Source organism: Amycolatopsis cynarae (genome assembly GCF_026802195.1).
GTDB classification, from domain to species: Bacteria; Actinomycetota; Actinomycetes; order Mycobacteriales; family Pseudonocardiaceae; genus Amycolatopsis_E; species Amycolatopsis_E rhizosphaerae.
In genome coordinates, this window is the sequence record NZ_CP113836.1 from 4,759,406 (window position 1) to 4,775,925 (window position 16,520).

Annotated in this window: 19 protein-coding genes, 6 tRNA genes and 1 pseudogene; 11 read left to right on the forward strand and 15 right to left on the reverse strand. The window is 66.7% G+C overall.

The window, feature by feature from the left end; translation table 11 throughout:
* The first annotated feature begins 194 nt into the window (after positions 1-194).
* The 5 genes from ORV05_RS22655 (at position 195) to ORV05_RS22675 (ending at position 2,969) form a co-directional block, all read left to right on the forward strand.
* A complete protein-coding gene (locus tag ORV05_RS22655; RefSeq protein ID WP_268754032.1) occupies positions 195-902 on the forward strand; it encodes a hypothetical protein in 708 nt (235 codons plus the stop codon).
* A gap of 39 nt (positions 903-941) precedes the next feature.
* Positions 942-1,256 carry a type VII secretion target gene (locus ORV05_RS22660; RefSeq protein WP_268754033.1) on the forward strand — a complete coding sequence of 105 codons (315 nt, stop codon included), beginning with the start codon at positions 942-944 and terminating at the stop codon, positions 1,254-1,256.
* 22 nt (positions 1,257-1,278) lie between these two features.
* Positions 1,279-2,025 (forward strand): hypothetical protein, encoded by a 747-nt coding sequence (locus ORV05_RS22665; protein WP_268754034.1) that lies wholly within the window; start codon positions 1,279-1,281, stop codon positions 2,023-2,025.
* Entirely contained in the window at positions 2,022-2,477 is a 456-nt protein-coding gene (locus ORV05_RS22670) for a hypothetical protein (protein ID WP_268754035.1), read from the forward strand. The genes ORV05_RS22665 and ORV05_RS22670 overlap by 4 nt, the downstream gene beginning before the upstream one ends.
* Positions 2,478-2,573: 96 nt before the next feature.
* On the forward strand, positions 2,574-2,969 hold the full coding sequence (locus ORV05_RS22675; protein WP_268754036.1) for a hypothetical protein: 396 nt from the start codon (positions 2,574-2,576) through the stop codon (positions 2,967-2,969).
* 249 nt (positions 2,970-3,218) lie between these two features.
* Here the strand turns inward: ORV05_RS22675 and ORV05_RS22680 are convergent, their stop codons facing one another.
* Positions 3,219-3,449: a hypothetical protein gene (locus tag ORV05_RS22680; protein ID WP_268754037.1), complete on the reverse strand. Its 231-nt coding sequence runs from the start codon at positions 3,447-3,449 to the stop codon at positions 3,219-3,221.
* A 140-nt stretch (positions 3,450-3,589) separates the two neighbouring features.
* Between ORV05_RS22680 and ORV05_RS22685 the strand changes: the two genes are divergently transcribed.
* Together ORV05_RS22685 and ORV05_RS22690 are read left to right on the forward strand one after the other, a co-directional pair.
* Positions 3,590-4,843, forward strand: coding sequence for a sensor histidine kinase (locus ORV05_RS22685; RefSeq protein ID WP_268754038.1), 1,254 nt, complete (start codon positions 3,590-3,592; stop codon positions 4,841-4,843).
* Complete coding sequence (locus ORV05_RS22690) at positions 4,831-5,493, forward strand: response regulator (protein WP_268754039.1); 663 nt, start codon at positions 4,831-4,833, stop codon at positions 5,491-5,493. Before ORV05_RS22685 ends, ORV05_RS22690 begins: the two co-directional genes overlap by 13 nt.
* A gap of 53 nt (positions 5,494-5,546) precedes the next feature.
* On the opposite strand, the gene ORV05_RS22695 is transcribed toward ORV05_RS22690, so the two are convergent.
* Positions 5,547-6,365, reverse strand: coding sequence for a CPBP family intramembrane glutamic endopeptidase (locus ORV05_RS22695; protein WP_268754040.1), 819 nt, complete (start codon positions 6,363-6,365; stop codon positions 5,547-5,549).
* Here ORV05_RS22695 and ORV05_RS22700 point away from each other — a divergent pair.
* Entirely contained in the window at positions 6,364-6,645 is a 282-nt protein-coding gene (locus ORV05_RS22700) for a DUF6959 family protein (protein WP_268754041.1), read from the forward strand. The two genes, ORV05_RS22695 and ORV05_RS22700, sit on opposite strands and share 2 nt — an antisense overlap.
* A gap of 322 nt (positions 6,646-6,967) precedes the next feature.
* Here the strand turns inward: ORV05_RS22700 and ORV05_RS22705 are convergent, their stop codons facing one another.
* The 5 genes and pseudogenes from ORV05_RS22705 to ORV05_RS22730 all read right to left on the reverse strand — a co-directional run bounded on the left by ORV05_RS22705 (position 6,968) and on the right by ORV05_RS22730 (position 10,913).
* Positions 6,968-7,387, reverse strand: a complete 420-nt coding sequence (locus ORV05_RS22705; RefSeq protein WP_268754042.1) for a hypothetical protein — start codon at positions 7,385-7,387, stop codon at positions 6,968-6,970.
* A gap of 617 nt (positions 7,388-8,004) precedes the next feature.
* Positions 8,005-8,661 carry a VC0807 family protein gene (locus tag ORV05_RS22710; protein ID WP_268754043.1) on the reverse strand — a complete coding sequence of 219 codons (657 nt, stop codon included), beginning with the start codon at positions 8,659-8,661 and terminating at the stop codon, positions 8,005-8,007.
* Entirely contained in the window at positions 8,658-9,203 is a 546-nt protein-coding gene (locus ORV05_RS22715; protein ID WP_268754044.1) for a TetR family transcriptional regulator, read from the reverse strand. The genes ORV05_RS22710 and ORV05_RS22715 overlap by 4 nt, the downstream gene beginning before the upstream one ends.
* A 211-nt stretch (positions 9,204-9,414) precedes the next feature.
* Positions 9,415-9,606 (reverse strand): annotated as a pseudogene (locus tag ORV05_RS22720) (hypothetical protein); the annotation flags it as partial.
* 527 nt (positions 9,607-10,133) lie between these two features.
* Complete coding sequence (locus ORV05_RS22730; protein WP_268754045.1) at positions 10,134-10,913, reverse strand: hypothetical protein; 780 nt, start codon at positions 10,911-10,913, stop codon at positions 10,134-10,136.
* Positions 10,914-11,330: 417 nt separating this feature from the next.
* Between ORV05_RS22730 and ORV05_RS22735 the strand changes: the two genes are divergently transcribed.
* Positions 11,331-12,155, forward strand: coding sequence for a DUF72 domain-containing protein (locus ORV05_RS22735; RefSeq protein ID WP_268754046.1), 825 nt, complete (start codon positions 11,331-11,333; stop codon positions 12,153-12,155).
* A gap of 22 nt (positions 12,156-12,177) precedes the next feature.
* Here ORV05_RS22735 and ORV05_RS22740 read toward each other — a convergent pair whose 3' ends face one another.
* Positions 12,178-12,471 carry a GNAT family N-acetyltransferase gene (locus tag ORV05_RS22740; RefSeq protein WP_268754047.1) on the reverse strand — a complete coding sequence of 98 codons (294 nt, stop codon included), beginning with the start codon at positions 12,469-12,471 and terminating at the stop codon, positions 12,178-12,180.
* 183 nt (positions 12,472-12,654) lie between these two features.
* Here ORV05_RS22740 and ORV05_RS22745 point away from each other — a divergent pair, with 183 nt between their 5' ends.
* Positions 12,655-13,344, forward strand: coding sequence for an MFS transporter (locus tag ORV05_RS22745; RefSeq protein WP_268754048.1), 690 nt, complete (start codon positions 12,655-12,657; stop codon positions 13,342-13,344).
* Positions 13,345-13,649: 305 nt separating this feature from the next.
* Here the strand turns inward: ORV05_RS22745 and ORV05_RS22750 are convergent, their stop codons facing one another.
* Positions 13,650-14,597, reverse strand: a complete 948-nt coding sequence (locus ORV05_RS22750) for an AraC family transcriptional regulator (protein WP_268754049.1) — start codon at positions 14,595-14,597, stop codon at positions 13,650-13,652.
* 86 nt (positions 14,598-14,683) lie between these two features.
* Between ORV05_RS22750 and ORV05_RS22755 the strand changes: the two genes are divergently transcribed.
* Positions 14,684-15,664, forward strand: coding sequence for an NADP-dependent oxidoreductase (locus tag ORV05_RS22755; protein WP_268754050.1), 981 nt, complete (start codon positions 14,684-14,686; stop codon positions 15,662-15,664).
* Between the two features lie 200 nt (positions 15,665-15,864).
* Here the strand turns inward: ORV05_RS22755 and ORV05_RS22760 are convergent.
* The 6 genes from ORV05_RS22760 to ORV05_RS22785 all read right to left on the reverse strand — a co-directional run bounded on the left by ORV05_RS22760 (position 15,865) and on the right by ORV05_RS22785 (position 16,516).
* Positions 15,865-15,938: transfer RNA gene (locus ORV05_RS22760), tRNA-Arg, on the reverse strand.
* A 73-nt stretch (positions 15,939-16,011) separates the two neighbouring features.
* Positions 16,012-16,085, reverse strand: a tRNA-Leu gene (locus ORV05_RS22765).
* A 33-nt stretch (positions 16,086-16,118) separates the two neighbouring features.
* Positions 16,119-16,194, reverse strand: a tRNA-Thr gene (locus tag ORV05_RS22770).
* Positions 16,195-16,205: 11 nt separating this feature from the next.
* A tRNA-Leu gene (locus ORV05_RS22775) sits at positions 16,206-16,279 on the reverse strand.
* A 74-nt stretch (positions 16,280-16,353) separates the two neighbouring features.
* A tRNA-Arg gene (locus tag ORV05_RS22780) sits at positions 16,354-16,427 on the reverse strand.
* Between the two features lie 5 nt (positions 16,428-16,432).
* Positions 16,433-16,516, reverse strand: a tRNA-Tyr gene (locus ORV05_RS22785).
* Positions 16,517-16,520: the final 4 nt, after the last annotated feature.

Genomic DNA, 16,520 nt, shown 5'->3' on the forward strand with positions numbered 1-16,520 from the left:
CCCGCCCGGCCCACCCGTGAACTGACCAGCTGGTTCACTGCGCCAATGGTGTCATTGTGCGAACCACGGGTCGGGTTTCGCAGTCCCGCACTGCAGGCGCTGGGGGCCCGTACTGGCTGGACGTGTACCACGTCATTACTGAAAGTGCTCAAGTCGCTGCGGGTGTGGGTGCAGGTGCACTACGGTCAGCCATCGTGGACGATCAGCGGTGGGGTTTCGAGGAAGCCGAGGATTGGGAGTACGAGAAACTGAGCGGGAGGCCGCCTCCGGATCCTGTCGAAGAGCCGACGGAAACGCTGGTCGGAGAGGACCCTGACCGCGTGGTCGCCGTCGTGGTGTCGCCGCAGGCAGCGGTCGCGCGGGTGCGGTTGACGCCGGAATGGCGAAGCCGGGTGGACCCGCGTGGGTTGCATAGCAACGTGCTCGTGGCGGCGAACACGGCGACGATGCGCGCTCTCGCCTTCAACGTCGAACGGATGGATAGCACAGCCGCAGCGGTACCTGCTGCGCCGAACCCGCCGCCGGCTGGCCTCGATCAATCACCATTGACCCTACGGGACGTGCAGCGGCTGCTTGACGCGGTTTCCGCGGAGCTGGATCAGTTCACCGAGCGGATGTCCGCGGTGATGGACCACCCGGTGCACGTGCAGAGCGCAGGAGAACACGTGCACGGCTCCGCGCAGCGCGGTCAGGTGCTGTCGCTCGACATCGATGCCGGCTGGGCAGGGCAGGCGCGGCACACCGAGATCGAGAACGAACTGCTTGAGGTACTGCGTGCCATGCGTGATACGAGTGCCCCGCAGCAGCTGGCTGCTGGGCCGAGCGGCAATGCGATTTCGGAATTGATGGACTTGGCCGCTGATCCGCAGCGGCTGATGCGGCGACTCGGTTTACCGGACTGACCGAAGCTCGTCGGCTCAACGCCAGGGGAAAGGTGAGACATGGTGGACATCAAGACCGCGGTCGACGCACTGCGGTCCGACGCAGGCGTGTGGGATGGCGCCGCCCAGGATGTCGACGGGCCGCGACAGGCGATCGGCTCGCTGGGACTGACCGGCCACGACGTCTCGATGTATGGCGTGGACAAGGGAATCGACACCACCTACGCCGGGGCTCAAAGCGCGCTGCAGAACATGTTGCAGCAGGCGGGCGAGAACTTTCGCGACCTTGCCGGGTCGTTGCGGCACGCCGCTGGCATGTACGACCAGACCGAGGCCGACCACCAGCAGCGCATCAAACGCGCTGCCGGGCAGTGACGAAAGAGACCGGTGATATGCCGTGACGAGCCCCGCCATTCAGCAGGTCAACGACAAACTGCGTGAGCTCGACCAGAAGATCAACGACTTCTTCAACAAGGTCAACGACGTACTGAGCTGGGTCCCGGGCTTCCTGTCCGACCTCATCCAGCCAATCGAGAATGGACTGGAATCGCTCCGGCAGAAGGTGAAGGAGTTCTTCGATCGGGTCAACCACCTGATTGACCAGCCAGGCAGCCCGACCCGGTTACATGAAGTGGCCGCGGATTGGGTCAACATGGTCGGGAACACCGTCGGCGACATCGCCGGACGGATCAGCCTCGACAAGCTGCAAACCAATCTCGACTGGGAGGGCCGCGGCGCCGAGGCCTACAAGACGGCAGTGCCCGCGCAGGTCAGCGGCCTGAACTCCGTGAAGGACCTGGCCAACCAGCTGCGCGGCTCACTGGACAACCTCGGCAACGGAATCGAATCGTTCTGGACGGCCATCGTCATCGCCCTGGTCACCTTTGTGGTCGGTGCTGTCGGCGCGATCATTGCGGCTTGCACGGTAGTCGGCATCCCTGCCGCGATCGCAGCGATCTTGGGGGCGGCCGGTGTCTCCATCGGACTGGTCGCGACCGCGATTCTGTCGCTGCAGTCCCTGACCAACACCATCTCCAGCGAGCAGAACACCATCGCCCAGAAGGTGCACGACCTCGGCGACCAATGGGCCAAGTCCAATACCGGCGCCATGCAGGCCAAAACCGACTGGCATGTGGCGCAATGACGCCAGACCTCGCTGGCACAGGCCGGATCGCCGCCATGTCGTTGAGCGTGAGCCTCATCGCGATCATTGTGTTCATCGGGCTGGGCTTCGCGGCACCCACCGGCACCCATCCTTTCTTCTATTTCGGATTGGCTTTTTTCGGTGGTGGGGCAATTAGTCTGCTCTTCGGCGGAATCGGCGTTGTTTTCGCGCGCGACCGTACCCCTAGCTCCCCGTCTCTGGACTCGCAGTTTTTCGGCGGGGTTCGCACGATGATGATGGCGATGTGGCTGTGCGCGTTGGTGATGGACGGCCTGGGCACCTTGATCGTGCGGGCCATTGCGGGCGGCAGGGGTGGTACCACCCCGCTGAGCACCGGTGTGCTGGTCATCGCGTTCACCGTTGCGACCGTCACCGTGATCTGCGCTGGGGTGACGGCCGTGGTCATGCGCCGCCGGCTCCGCCGGGGCTGAGCCGTGCCCCGTCATCGCGGCCGAGACAATCGCCCGATCGATCCGGCGCGGGCACGTCGTATTCACGAACTCGCGATCCCACTGGGGCTGGGATCGTTGACGCTGGCTGCCGCCCTCGTGGGCGTTGTTGTGTACCTCGCGCTGACCTGGGTGCCGAAGGTGCCGCTGCTAGCGATGACCGCGGGGACCCACGGGGCGATGGCACTCATCGCGATGTGCTCCGGCGTCGTCACGATCTCGATGTGTATCGCCGTCTCGGCCTGCCAGCTCGAACTCGGATCGGCCAACGCGATCCGCCGGAACCTGCTCGTGCTCTGGAACCTGAGCGTCCTCATGGCATGCCTCGGCTGGCTCGGGCTGGGGACCGGCCCTGGTCTGGCGCACGTACCGATCGGTGCGCCAGTGATCGTTGTGAGCGTGCTTGTGCCCACCGTCCTGGTCCTCTGCAACGGCACTGTCACCGTCTTGGCAATCCGACTTCTGCGGAGCTAGAAATGGTCTAAGCAATAGCAGGCACACGCCCTGTTTCCGATGGAGAAGGAACACCGTCGACGGGTGATTCCGTTCCTCCACCGCCGCTTCGTCGCCCCTCGGCCCGAACTGCGACGAAGCGGCGGTGGCCCTGTCGCGTGTGGTACGAAGTCGGCGACCTGACCAGCCTGGTCGCCTGACCCAATAACGAATCTCTACCGGCCGGCACGGTGCAGGCAGACGCTGGCCGTACGCACGTGACGCCGGCGCTCAATCGCGCCGGTGCCTGTAATGGTGCACGACGAGGGCCGTGCCGAACACCATTGTCAGCAGCCCGAAGCCGATCCCGACGAGGACGTTGGGGATCGAGGCCGACGTCACCACGTTGGCAACGCCGCTGATCACGAGCAGCAGCCACAGCACGGGGCGCACGTAACCGCGTTCGGCGGTGGTGTTCTTGCCGGTCATTGCATGCTCCTTGGTGGACGTGCTGTTCGTCATGCCTGAACACTACGAATCCACTACAGTCGGCCGCGATCCAGCGAGCGCTACAGCTCAGGTACGGCAGGCTGTACCAATACGCCCACTGCCTGGCGACCGCCCGCGCGCGTGCCCTATCGTCGCCGCTACAGGAGGTGCGGATGGCGAGCCAGGCAAATCGTGGCCGCTGGGACGTTCTCGCCCGAGTCCGGATCGCACTCGACGCGCTCGATCACCTCGTCGGTGGCCTTGGTACCTCGGTGCTCGCTCTGGCGACGCTGTTCTTCCTGCTCGGCACCGCGGTGTTGAGTCTGGTCGGCGTCGGCATGGTGCTGGCGCCCACCACACTGCGGATGCTGCGCGTGGTCGCCGACCGGGAACGCGCGCGGCTGTCCCGCAGAGGGCCGGAGATCATCGGCCCGGAGCCGCTGCCGGACACGCTGCACGCCGCCCTGCGGGATTCCACCGTGTGGCGGGAACTGGGCTGGGTCGCCTGTCACGCGACCCTCGGTCTGGTACTCGGGCTGGCCTCGCTGACGCTGCCGCTCGACATCGTGCACGACACCTCCTTTCCGCTGTGGTGGAAGGCGGTGGAGGGCACGTCGTCCGCCAGCTCGTCGTTCGCGTTCTGGACGGTGGACGACTGGCCCGGAGCGCTCCTCGTCGGCCTGACCGGCCTGGCGACGATCGTCGTCACGGTCGTGGTCATGCCCGGCCTGGACTGGCTGCAGGCGTGGCCGGGAACCAAGCTGCTGGCGCCCGACCGGGGGACCGATCTCGCGCTGCGCGTCGTCCAGCTGACCGCCACCCGCGCGGCCGCGCTGGACGCCCACGCCACCGAGCTGCGGCGGATCGAACGGTCGCTGCACGACGGGACACAGAACCGGCTCGTCGCCGCCAACGTGCTGCTCGGCGCCGCTCAACGCGCGCTGGCGCGCGACCCGGCCAGCGCCAAGCAGATACTCGACCGCGCCCAGGACGCCACCGAACGGGCACTGGCCGAACTGCGCGGAGTGGTGCGCAGTATTCTCCCGCCGGTGCTGACCGAACGCAGCCTTCCCGACGCCCTCAGCGCGTTGGCAGCGGACTGCCCCGTTGCCTGCAGCATCGACGCCGACGTCCCCGACCGGCAGGCCGTCTCCGTCGAGGCCACCGCCTACTTCGTGGTGGCCGAGGCGCTCACGAACATCGCCAAACACAGCAACGCCGAACACGCCACCATCCAGCTCCGCCGCCGGGACGACCGGTTGTGCGTCGACATCACCGACGACGGCCGAGGCGGCGCCGACGAGCGCATCGGATCCGGGATCGCCGGCATCCGGCGCCGGGTCGAGGCGCATGACGGCACGTTCGCGCTGAGCAGCCCGGCCGGCGGCCCCACTGTTCTGACTGTGAGCCTGCCATGCGCCTCGTGATTGCCGAGGACGACTCGCTGCTGCGCGAGGGCCTCGCGTTGCTGCTGCGTGCCGAGGGCGTCGACGTGGTGGCCACCGTGGCCAACGCCGAGGATTTCCTCGCCGCCGTTGACGAGCACAAGCCCGACACGGCCATTGTGGACGTTCGCATGCCGCCGACGCACACCGACGAGGGCATCGTCGCCGCCGTCGAGGCCAGGCGCAGGCAGCCCGGTCTCTCCGTGCTCGTGCTGTCGGCGTACGTCGAGCAGGCCTTCGCCACGGAACTGTTCACCAACGGCGGTACCCGGCTCGGCTACCTGCTCAAGGAGCGCGTCGGCCGGGTCGAGGAGTTCCTGGACGCGCTGCACCGCGTTGCCGGCGGCGGCACGGCCATCGACCCCGAAGTCGTCACGCAGCTGCTGGTCCGGACCCGGCCCGACAAGCGCCTGGAACGGCTGAGCGCAAGGGAACGCGACGTGCTAGCGCTGATGGCCGAAGGCCTGGGCAACACGGCCATCGCCGAACGACTCGTCGTCACCGAAGGCACCGTGCACAAGCACATCCGGAGCGTCTTCGCCAAGCTGGACCTGGCCCCGACCGACCGTTCGGACCGGCGCGTCACCGCCGTGCTGCACTACCTCAAGGACGTCGACCGCCGCAACACCTGACCGGCCTTTCCCTTTGCTGCTGGGAAAGACCGGCCAAGGGCCGCGGCGGTGGATCAAGCGGCGACGCTTGTCTCGACGGACGGCGGGTAGCCGAGGCGACCTCGGGTCGCGACCAACAGCACGATCGTCACGACGACGGAGCCGATCAGCAACGCGTGCATCCCGTCCCTGCTGGTCAGCTGCGGGAACATCTGCGACCCGACGACCGAGAAGAAGTTGTTGACGCTGGTGTGCGCCAGCATGGCCAGCGGCAGGCTCTCGCCGGTGCGGTTGAACACCCAGGTCATCACGAAGCTGAGCGCGGTGGCGGAGACGACGAACTCAACGGGCGTAAGCAGGTCCACGTGAGGCCAGCCGCCCCACTCGGTCAGGAACAGCGGGAGGTGCCATATGCCCCACAGCACACCGAGAATGAGGGTGCCGACGACCGGACCGTACCGACGCTGCATGCGGGGCAGCGCGAAGTCGCGCCAGCCGGGCTCCTCCGCGAGGCCGGTCGTGACCATCTGGAGCACCAGAGCCGGCAGGTAGGCCAGGAGCGTGACCACCGGCGGCAGTCGGAAGTCGCCGTCGGTCAACGGAAGCGTGGCGATGATAAGCACAGCGGGCACGCTGATCAGCACCGCGAGGTACCAACGCCAACTGACGCCGAACTTGACCAGCCGTCCGGTCCAGACGCGCAACCCCGCCCTGCCGTCGGCGGCCGCGGTCACCAGGAACGCGGACAGGATCGGGCCGAGATAGGCGCCGGGCAGCATGCCGGCGAGCTGTGAAGTGCCGAGCAGGGACGGGAAGCGGAAGTGCCAGATCCCCAGCCCGTTCTCGGACAGGATGTAGGGCGTCCACGCGCTCCAGCTCAGCAGGTTGGCCATGGCGAAGAACCAGACCAACGGCCGCCTGTGGATCTGGCCGCGCAGTCCGGTGTGGTCGGACCTGCTGTCGACGCGCGCCTGGCTGTGCCACGTCCATGACGCCGATCGAGTTCCGGCAGCAGATCCAAACCGCATCGCCACCCTCGACGACACACACGTCGACCATGAACTCATCGACCAAGCTCAGGACCTGGCCGACGAGCTAACCGGACCGCTCACGCACTACCAAGCGACACTGCAACGACACGACATCCCGCTGCCGTACAACCCTAAAAACTGACCCGGGGCTCCGCCCTGGACCCGGCACCGCTTCGGAGATCAGGTAACGGCAGGTCCGGTGACCTCCTCACGGCGCGCCCAAGGGCAGCCAGACCGGGTGGCACCGGGCAAGGGCGCTTCGCGGCCTCCGGCAAACCCTTGACCGGCACCACCCCGGCCCGGCAGGGATGAACCCGCGCCGCGAGGAGATCACCTCAGCGCGAAACGCGCAGGACAGTGGCCAGTTCACACTCCGCTGCTAGGCCAACCTCCGGAGACCTTTCTGGCCGCGGTGCGCTGTGGTGTGTGACGGCGACCGCAGCATGATGAGGTTGCGACCTTCTTCAGTCCCAGCAGTTGAAGAGCGCTTCCCCGAGGGTGCTGGGCCGCCAGTAGGTGATGTCTTTTGACGAGACATGGGGCCAGGCCGCGGCATCAAACGAGCCGTCAAGCTCGGACTTGGTGAGCACCTGAAACCCCGGCAGCAGCCCTGCCACCACAGCCAGCAGTTCAGGGGCATCGACAAATGTCAGCTGGTCTGACCGCCTGCCCCCACTGACGAAATCGATGGCCGGGGGCTCGGCAATGGCCAGCACGGCCGAGTCGCGCGTGCAGGCGACGGCGAGCGTGTGATCGCGATAGGCGATAACTCCGAGGTGGAAATTGGGTGTCACGTCATTGGCGACGTGGAACTCGATCACCCTGCCGCCAGTGCTGCGGGCAGCTGCGTAACAGGCGCGCTTGAAGTTGACGACGTCCGTCACGCGGTGAAAATACCCGTACGGGTCACTGCCCCGACGCGTCGAATCATTCAAACCTCGATGGCTGTCAGGACTCGTACCCATCGCCGCGCATGGGCAGCGGTATCTACTCAGCCCCAGCGGACGGCTCCGCGTGCCGCTTTACTGCCGCTAATCGACGAGAAGACACCGGAAACCGCCCGAACCAACCGGCGTTGGCAGCCGGAAAGAGGCCAGGTCACCGGCAATAACCGGAACTACCCGGCCTCTTCAGGAGAAGTTGATCTTCTATCCAAAGGTTCTGGGTTCGAGCCCCAGGCACCCCACACGAGTTGACCTGCAGGTTTGGCCAGTTTCAAGATCACCGCTTCCGGGCTTGCCCCTTGACGGCTCTCGCCGCTCCGTCGCACCCTGGCGTCATGAGCCAGTCCACGTGGGTGATCGCTACCACGCCTACCACTAGGCGGGGCATGATCGGCCTCTGGTCAGATCGGGGCGTCAGCGCATAGCGTGTCCCGGCTGCCAGCAGACGCATCGACGCGACACCCTCGTGCGCCAGCGCGTAGCAGCGCCATCATCTTGGTTCCCCTTCGGCTTGCCGGACACGTCCTGACCCGACTACGGCTCTTACCGTGGTCCGGTCACCCCGAACGGATCGGCGCGTAGAGCGCGGATCGTGGGTTGTAGAGCCCGGCGCGGTGGTAGTAGATGTTGGTGATCACCTGAAGTGCGACAAACAGCACGGCGTACTGCGCGCCGTTGAGCCCCGGCACCGCATTGACCGGCATGGTGTAGGCCATAACGAAGCGAAGCGCCGCATCCGCGATTGTCGCGACACCCCAGATGACACTGGCGACGCGCCAGACACGGCGGAAACCAGGCAGGCGATCCCACAGATAGTCCCAGGAATCGCCGGCCGGGCCGACGCGCCCTTCCAGCAATGCGCGGGCAAAGTAGAACACCACGGGTCGAGTGCGCCTGGTGCTGACCAGCAGCCAAAGGCCGGCGATCCCGGTCATCCAGCCGTCCTTGGCCAGCAGGAATCGGGGCGAGCCACTGATCAACGCCGCCCCGGCGGACAGCACCGTCATACCGACCATGAACGCCCCGAGACCGTCCAGCCGCCGATGCCGCACGATCTGGGCCAGCGTGGTCAGGCCGGGCACCACCGCACTGGTCAGCAACGCGAGGAAGACGCCCACGCCGAGGCTGTGCAGCAGGTAGTACAGACCGATGGGTGCCGCCGTATCCAGCAGCATCATCAGCCCGGCGCGACCCCGCCGGGCGGGCGCATTCACCGGGCGCTCCTGGTGGCGAGATCGAAGGCGGTGACCAATTCGCCGGCGCAGGCCGCCAGATCGAGGTCCGGATGCGACTCCAGTAGCATGGGCAACCCGTCCAGGCTGCGTCGGATGCTCGCCGCCATGATTCGGGGTTCGAACTGGCGGAATTCTCCGTCGCGTTGCCCATCGCGCAGGATCCGCTCGATGGGGTCGAGCGCCACCAGTTCATGTTCGGCCGGGTCGTAGGATACCGCGCCGTTGAGGAAGCAGCTGAGTAGCGCTTTCATTTCGGTGCGATGACGTGCGATGAACTCGACCTGCCCCTCGATGTAGGCCCGCAACGCGCCCGACGCCGTGGACTGTTCGGCCATCCGCTCCGCCATGAACCGGCCCATCGTGCCGTACACCTCGGCGATGACCTGCTCAATCAACTCCTGCTTGCCGGCGAAGTAGTACGAGATCAGCCGGGTGCTGGACAAGCCGGCCCGCTCAGCGATCCGCACGAACGACGCCTCTCCGTACCCCAGCGCGGCGATGGTGTCGATCGTGGCCGCCACGATCTGAGCGCGACGAGCCGTCGCCGTGAACGACCTATCCTGCTCACCCCTTACCTGCACAAGTAAACTATACCTCGCTCAGGTAAGTCGTGTCGCCGACTTCGGCCACCCGGTCCGACACACGAGGCCGGATGATCGAAGGTGTAACCAGGCGTTCAGCACCGAGCACGTCATCGGCGCCCCTTCCAGCGCGGCAACTCACGAGCGCCGCCAGAACGATTTTGACCAGCTCGGGCAGGAAACCACCCTCACCGGTCAGTGCCAAACCACCCTCGTCCACTCTGGACATCGCCTGATCCAGCAAACCAGCATCGATCATCTCGTTGATCGTCTGACGCGCTGGAGACACCGTGGCCACAAAACGAAAGGCGTCGTGAGCGTCGCCAGACCAACTGGCGGCCAACTGCGCACCAGTCTGCTCAACCTCAGCGAGGGTCACCTCAGTCTGCTCGACATGTGCCTCAAGCGATTCCGCTGTGCCTCGTAAAACCGAGAAGTCCAGCGTCAACTCTTCCACACGCCCCAACAGCGTCCGATCGCCATCCGGCACAGCGAGGGTAACCGACCACGCTAAGCCACGACGCCAACTTCAGCGAACCCGACCGGCAGCCTCGAAAGCACTGACCCGCGCCCAGAGGCGGGCCGCGTTCAGTGCCGCTACTGACTATGGGCTGACGCAAGGGAGACGTGGGCCGAGCCGACCGCGGCGCAAGCAAACAACTGCGAACCGGGCGCTGACCTGCCCGCAGGAACATGCGGAACTCGGACGCAGAGAGGCAACTCTGCACCCCTCGAGGTCAACCCGTCGGCCTGCAACGCCGCCAACCCGGTAACAGCCGAGTCGCCGTTCATCGGAAACCACCAACCGTTATGCGGCGGGTGCCCACTGGGCGGATGGTGATCTCAGGGCGTTGTCGAGGTATAACCCTGTTACGATAGCCAGTCTGCGGGAAGAGCCGCTTCCAGACGTTGCTTGGTCAACACCGTCAGAACCTCGCCGGTCAACGGGTGGAGACAGTACTTCACCACCTCACCGTGGCGCTCGGGCGCTGGGCAGATCATGACGGCCAACATCTGGATCGCGCGCAGTGGTTCTTCGACATCGGGTAAGGCAACTTTGACGAATGGAACCGTCCTGATCAGCTTCCATGCTGATTCAACCGCCATCTTTATGTCTGCGTCGTCGATGGGTAGGCGGGCACCGTGATCGCGTCTCACGATGATCACGTTCGCGATACGGCCCGGGATTTGGTCGATCTGGTGCTGAAACACGGCCAGCACGTTCGCGAAAGCAGCAAGAAGGTCACACCAGAAATGATCCAGGAGTGCCCGACGGCGCTGGTCGCGATGGTCAGCATCCAACGACTTGTCCAGTTCGTTGACCACATTGCGGCCGAGAACGTTCGCGATCGCCTCGATCTGCCCGGTGACCACTGGGTGAAGTGCGAGCCAGTCAATGATGTCGGCGAGCCCGGAATCAGTCGCCGATTCCTTCGCAGACTTGGTGGAAACCTGCCCCTTCTGCTTTCGCGAAGCATTTGATTTGTTCCATTTCGCGTCAATGCCGTTCCGAAACGCGGCGCGCTTGACACCGGTGGGCTCAAGCGCAAGCTCAAGGCAGCCTGGCCACCTGTGCAAAGTTCCGGCACATAACTTGCACCTGCATTCATGTCGTTTGGCGTGAGCGCAACCATAATTGTGGGCGTTCATCGCTGGTGCTCCCCGTCCATGAACACCGCGAGTGCGACCGGTTGTCCCGCCCTATCGCCCCCGAGGCTTGCGGTCAATATCAACGCCGGTCAACGTTACAGACCCGACCTGCCTGGAGAAACACTGCCATCCCGGTGAATCCAGCCGCCGAACAGACCAAGGAATGGTGTCGCTGTTACCGTCGGCATCCGGTCCGATCCCGCATCGGGCGGCGTACTTCCCTCCCTCAGCAGACGTGGTCGATGGGCCGGCCACCCAAGCGAACCGGCGCGAGAGACCTCTCAACTGCCCCGCAAGGCGTTCGGGCTGCTGCGGAAGCAAGGCGGGCTGTGAGTGAAAACGGTTGCCCGGGTAGTAGTTTTCACTCACTACCGACGGGAGGCGGGTGGAGTGGCACGTCTTCATGTTGGCTGCGCGATGTGGACCCACAAGGCGTGGCCCGGGCGGTTCCTGCCGCAGTCACTGCCGGCCAAGGAGCGCCTGCGGGCCTACGCTGGCTGGTGCAACGCGGTCGAGGGCAACACCACCTTCTACGCGACCCCCGCCCGAAACACCGTCGAGGCTTGGGCGCAGCAGATCGACCCCGGTTTCCGGTTCGTGGTCAAGCTGCCCAAGGTCGTCACGCACGAGCGCCGGTTCGTCGGTGTCGAGGCCGAGATGCGGGCGTTCCTGAAGGCGATCGAACCCCTGGGCGAACGGGCGGTCCTGTGGACCCAGTTGCCCAGCTCCTTCGGCCCTTCGGATGTCGACGCCCTCGGCCGTTTCCTGCGCCGGCTGCCCACCGACCGTCAACGCGCCGTGGAGGTGCGCCACGCTGGGTTCTTCACCAATGCCGGCTCGACGTCACTGCTGGAGCGGGCACTCGCCGCCGCGGACGCCGAGTGGGTGCCGTTCGACACCACGGTCTTCTTCCAGAACCCGCCGACCAGTGAGGCCGAGCAGGACGCGTGGGCCAAGAAACCGCGACTGCCGCGGCGGACACGGGCGCTGACCGACCGACCGATCGTCCGTTACCTTGGCCGGGACTCGGTCGAGGAGACCGTCGAGGGCTGGCGGCCGTGGACCAGGGTGGTCGCCCGCTGGTTGCGCGAGGGCCGGTCGCCAACGGTCTTCGTGCACACCCCAGACAACAACGACGCGCCGGCGCTCGCCCGCCGCTTTCATGATGACGTGCGGGCACTGGTGCCCGTCCTCGACACGCTGCCCGAGCCGGAAAACCTCAGGCCCGCGACGCTGTTCTGAGCAATGTCACGATCGGGCCCCTTCACCTCGACCTGAACGACATTGCGGCGTACTGGTCTGACGACAACTCGAACACTCGTACTCTCCGGCCGCAGGTGGGATTGACGGTCTCCCGGACCGGATGCATCCCCAGCTTGGCCGCGATCCGCTCGGAGGCGTCGTTGCCCACTTGAATGATGCTGACGATCCGCTCCAGCCCCCGCTCTTCGAACCCGAACCGGACAGCGGCCACAGCAGCCTCGGTGGCCAAGCCCTGCCCCCAGTGGGCACGTCCCAGCCGCCAGCCGACCTCAACCGCCGGCAGTACCTCCGGCAAGAAGCCGGGCACCGTGGCGGGTGCGCTCCCCGACGGCCAGTTCGTACGCGCCCTCCGCGTGTTTGACCTCGTCAACACCGTCGATCTCAGCCCCGCGGTCGACCCGGAACCGGCATACCGGCCGAACCTGAAAACAGTCCCGCAACGGTCCGGGTGACCCGGGGCACGTTATACCGTGTGCGCATGTACGTGACGCCGCAGCCGCCCCCCGCCGCCCGCCCCTGGTGGCTGGTGCTCGGGCCGGGTTTCGCCGCACTCATCGGGCTCTTCCTGCTGACCGTGGCCCACCCTTTCGGCGGGGCCTTTGCTGCTGAGGTGCAGCGCGACCTGCGCCTCAGCAGCCAGGCAGTCCTGTTCGAAGTCCTCGTCACGTATGTGCTCGCGGCCGCCCTCGGCGCGGTCCTCGGGCTACTGCTCGGCGGCCGTGTCCCGACCGGGCTCGCGGTGCCCGCGATCTGCCTGATGCTGCTGGGCACACTGGCGCTCACGCTCAGCCCCAACGGCCTGTTCGTCGGGCTCGGCCGGGCGCTGACCGGCTTAGGCGCGGGCGTGACGATCGGCGTGACCGTCGCACTGATCCGTACGCAGCCCCGGCAGCGGGGCGCCGCCTTCGGCGTCTTTGGCGCGCTCGGCCTCCTTGCCCTGGTGGTCGCACCATTCCTCGGCAAGCTGGTCGCGGATGTGCTGAGCTGGCGCATCTGCCAGCTGATCGCGCTGCCGTTCCTGTTCCTCGCGCTGCTGTTGAGCGCGATCTGCGGAATCATCGCGATGTCGTCGGCGAAGCGGCCGGTGCCGTCGCCGATGCCGTACGCCGCGCCATATCCGCCACAGCCCCAGTACCAGCCACAGCCGGGTTACGAGCCGCCCAAGTAATTGTCGTCTCTCGATCAACCCGAGGGTGGTGGTGCCGAACATCGCGCCGATCAGCGTGCGGGTGCCGCACGCGAGCAGGGTGACCAGTCGGATCTGCGGATAGCCGGTACCGCCGTGGTTACCCCGCTGTTCACGGAACCGGGCCAGCACCCGGGGGTTGTCCGGCACGGTCAGTATTCGCGCCTTTTCCAATCCAACCAGCTTGTCGGCCCGATGCGCTGGCCCACTCGGTCATCGAATACAGGACTTTGTTACACATCGCTATCTGAATGCCCTTCGATGAGCCTTGGCACAGGAACAGCCGGTCAAGGGATTGCCGACGGGCGGCCGTCGTCGCGCGCCGCGGTGCGGTATCGCCCGGGAGTCACACCGTGGGAACGGGCGAAAGCCCTGCTGAAGGCGGGGACCGACAGATAGCCGACCGCTGCGGCTACGGACTCGACCGGGTCCTGCGTCCTGCGTAGGCGGACCGCGGCCAGGTCCATACGCCACTGCGTCAGGTAGGCGGCGGGGCTCTGTCCGATGGCTGCCGAGAACCGACGGGACAGGGTCGCCCGGGAGACGTCGAGAGCGAAGGCCAGCCTGGTCGTGGTCCATGGCCGTGCGGGCTCGGCGTGCAGATGTTCCATCGCGCTGTGCACGAGCGGGTCTCCCAGCACTCCGAGCCAGGTGCCGCGCTGTCCGGACTGGGTGGGCAGCCAGGCCCGCACGAGTTGTACGAGCAGGACGTCGACCAGGCTGTTCAGCACCGCCCTCCCCGCCAGCCGCGGGTGGCTCAGTTCTCGCCCGAGCATCCGGACGGTGTCGTCGAAACCGGCCTCGCCCTGGTCCCCGCGGATGTGCACCACCGACGGCAGCGTGCCGAGGATCTGGGTGCGCACGGTGTGGTCGCAGTCGTAGCTGATGGTCAGGATGCGGGTGCGGGCGGGCTGCGCCCCGAGGCGGATCACCTCGCCCGCTTCGAACGCCCGAGCCACCACCGCCGGATCGGCTACCGGGGTACCTGTCCCTGGCGCACTGCCGAGCACGTGCGACGGCCCGCCTGGCATGAGCACCACATCTCCCGCCGCCAGCTCCAGCCACTGTGGTGACGAGTCTTCGAGACCGAGCCAGGCGCTGCCGGCGGTGACCGCATACAGAACCGCCGTGCTACAGCCTGCCACCGGGACCGACCAACTCCCGCCCGCCTCCAGGCACGCGCCGACCGTGCCCCGCACGCCGGAGATTTCCAGCACGTCCGCAACGAGATCCATGCGGCCATGCTAGATGAGGCAAATGAGCAAGAAAGTTGAGTATTCCAAGCATCGACTGCTCATGAGTTGCTCCATACGGTGAATTCATGACAGCCAACACCATGCGGGCGCTCGTCGCGACCGGCTACGGAGATCCCGAGCAACTCACGATCGCCGAACTGCCTGTGCCGCGCCCCGGCCCCGGCCAGATCCTGGTGAAGATCGCCGCCTCGACGATCAACCCCACCGACCTGCGCGTCGTCGCCGGCGGCTTCCGCGACCTGGTCGAACTGCAGTTCCCCTACACACTCGGCAACGAGTTCGCGGGCACCGTCACCGAAGCCGGGCCGGGCGTCACCCGCTTCCGCGTGGGCGAGGAAATCTTCGGCATGGCCTTGCCCCGCCAGCTGCGCCTCGCCGCCGACCCCGTACGACCGTCACTGAGCACCGGTGCCCTCGCCGACTACGCGGTCTTCGAGGCGGACACGCCCGCGCTGGACCACCGCCCGGCCGCCCTCGGCGCGGAGCAGGCCGCGTCCCTGCCGATCGCGGGCGGCACCACGCTGGCGCTCATGGACACCGCGAAGATCCACCCCGGCGAGTCCGTCCTCGTCATCGGCGCCACCGGCGCGGTCGGCCTGACCCTGATCCCGGTCCTGACCACCGCCGGCGCCGAGATCACGGCGACCGCCCGCACCACCGAGGCCACCGACCTGCTACACAGCCTCGGCGCCCACCATACGGTCGGCTACGACGACTACCCCACCGGCTTCGACGTCGTCCTCAACCTCGCACTCTTCGCCGACGGCCTGCCCGCGGCGGCACGCAGCCTGCGCCCCGGCGGCCGGCTGATCTCGATCATCTTCCCGCCTCCGGAGCCCCGGCATCTGGAACGCGACGACGTGGAGCTGGCTTTCGTGATGCATACGGGTGACGAGGCCAACGGCGCGCGGGCCGTCGCCGAAGCCGCGACCGCGGGCCGGCTCTCCACGCCGATCGCCCGCCGGTACTCACTCGACGACGGCGTCGAAGCGGCGATCGACTATGCCCGCCTGCACCCGCTCGGCAAGATCGTCGTCACCGTCTGAGCGGCGGAACCGCGCCGGGTTTTGCCGCTGCCTCGCCCGCGGTGAAGATCACGTGGCCGTGGGGTATGCGCGGGCTGGCCGGCATCGGCCCGAAGCGCGGGGATCTGCACAGCGGAGCAGGACATCGACGGAAACCCACCCGGGAGTCGAGCCCGGTTGACTACCACGGCTTTGCAGGTCGCGCCACGACCCTCGTGAAGTGGGCCGCCGGGGACTCGAACCCCGAACCTGCCGAGTAGGAGTCGGCGGCTCTGAGCAATTGAGCTAACGACCCAGGTCACCGCCGTTGGCGGGGCGGTGCGGAGGATGCAGGATTCGAACCTGCTCGGCCAGCCCTCCAAGATGCGTGCCCCCACCAGGATTCGAACCTGGACTGTCCGCGATCTGAGCGCGGTGCCTCTCCCAGTTGGGCTACAGGGGCGTCGCCGCCACCCAGGCGAGCCGGGCGGGGCGGTGGAGCCGCACCTGGGAATCGAACCCAGTGCCTCCCGCTTACGAGACAGGTGCTCGACCAGGTGAGCTTGTGCGGCAATCGATCGCGTGCGGCTCCGGGGAGTCGAACCCCGACTGGACTGGTTCTCGACCAGGTGCCTCTGCCAGTTGGGCTAGAGCCGCGAGACGGTCACCCGGCGCTCCCGCCGCGGTGACGTTCGAAGTCGTGCGCGGTGGCTCCCCAGAGCACCGGCCAGTACCCCTGCCAGGACTCGAACCTGGGACCTCCGCATTCGTAGTGCGGCGCTCTGTCCTGCTGAGCTACGGGGGCATGAGTGGTGAAGGAGGGAGTCGAACCCCCTGTGTCACGAGGACGCCCGGTTTACCGCCGGGTGGGGCTCCTACAGCCCCATCTTCACCGGTG

Bases quoted from the DNA above. Each gene is read 5' to 3' on its own strand.
- ORV05_RS22660 (WP_268754033.1), top strand. From the start codon at position 942: ATGGTGGACATCAAGACCGCGGTCGACGCACTGCGGTCCGACGCAGGC.
- ORV05_RS22670 (WP_268754035.1), top strand. From the start codon at position 2,022: ATGACGCCAGACCTCGCTGGCACAGGCCGGATCGCCGCCATGTCGTTG.
- ORV05_RS22680 (WP_268754037.1), bottom strand. From the start codon at position 3,449: ATGACGAACAGCACGTCCACCAAGGAGCATGCAATGACCGGCAAGAAC.
- ORV05_RS22685 (WP_268754038.1), top strand. From the start codon at position 3,590: ATGGCGAGCCAGGCAAATCGTGGCCGCTGGGACGTTCTCGCCCGAGTC.
- ORV05_RS22690 (WP_268754039.1), top strand. From the start codon at position 4,831: ATGCGCCTCGTGATTGCCGAGGACGACTCGCTGCTGCGCGAGGGCCTC.
- ORV05_RS22700 (WP_268754041.1), top strand. From the start codon at position 6,364: ATGGCGAAGAACCAGACCAACGGCCGCCTGTGGATCTGGCCGCGCAGT.
- ORV05_RS22695 (WP_268754040.1), bottom strand. From the start codon at position 6,365: ATGGCCAACCTGCTGAGCTGGAGCGCGTGGACGCCCTACATCCTGTCC.
- ORV05_RS22730 (WP_268754045.1), bottom strand. From the start codon at position 10,913: ATGAACGCCCACAATTATGGTTGCGCTCACGCCAAACGACATGAATGC.
- ORV05_RS22735 (WP_268754046.1), top strand. From the start codon at position 11,331: ATGTGGACCCACAAGGCGTGGCCCGGGCGGTTCCTGCCGCAGTCACTG.
- ORV05_RS22745 (WP_268754048.1), top strand. From the start codon at position 12,655: ATGTACGTGACGCCGCAGCCGCCCCCCGCCGCCCGCCCCTGGTGGCTG.
- ORV05_RS22750 (WP_268754049.1), bottom strand. From the start codon at position 14,597: ATGGATCTCGTTGCGGACGTGCTGGAAATCTCCGGCGTGCGGGGCACG.
- ORV05_RS22755 (WP_268754050.1), top strand. From the start codon at position 14,684: ATGACAGCCAACACCATGCGGGCGCTCGTCGCGACCGGCTACGGAGAT.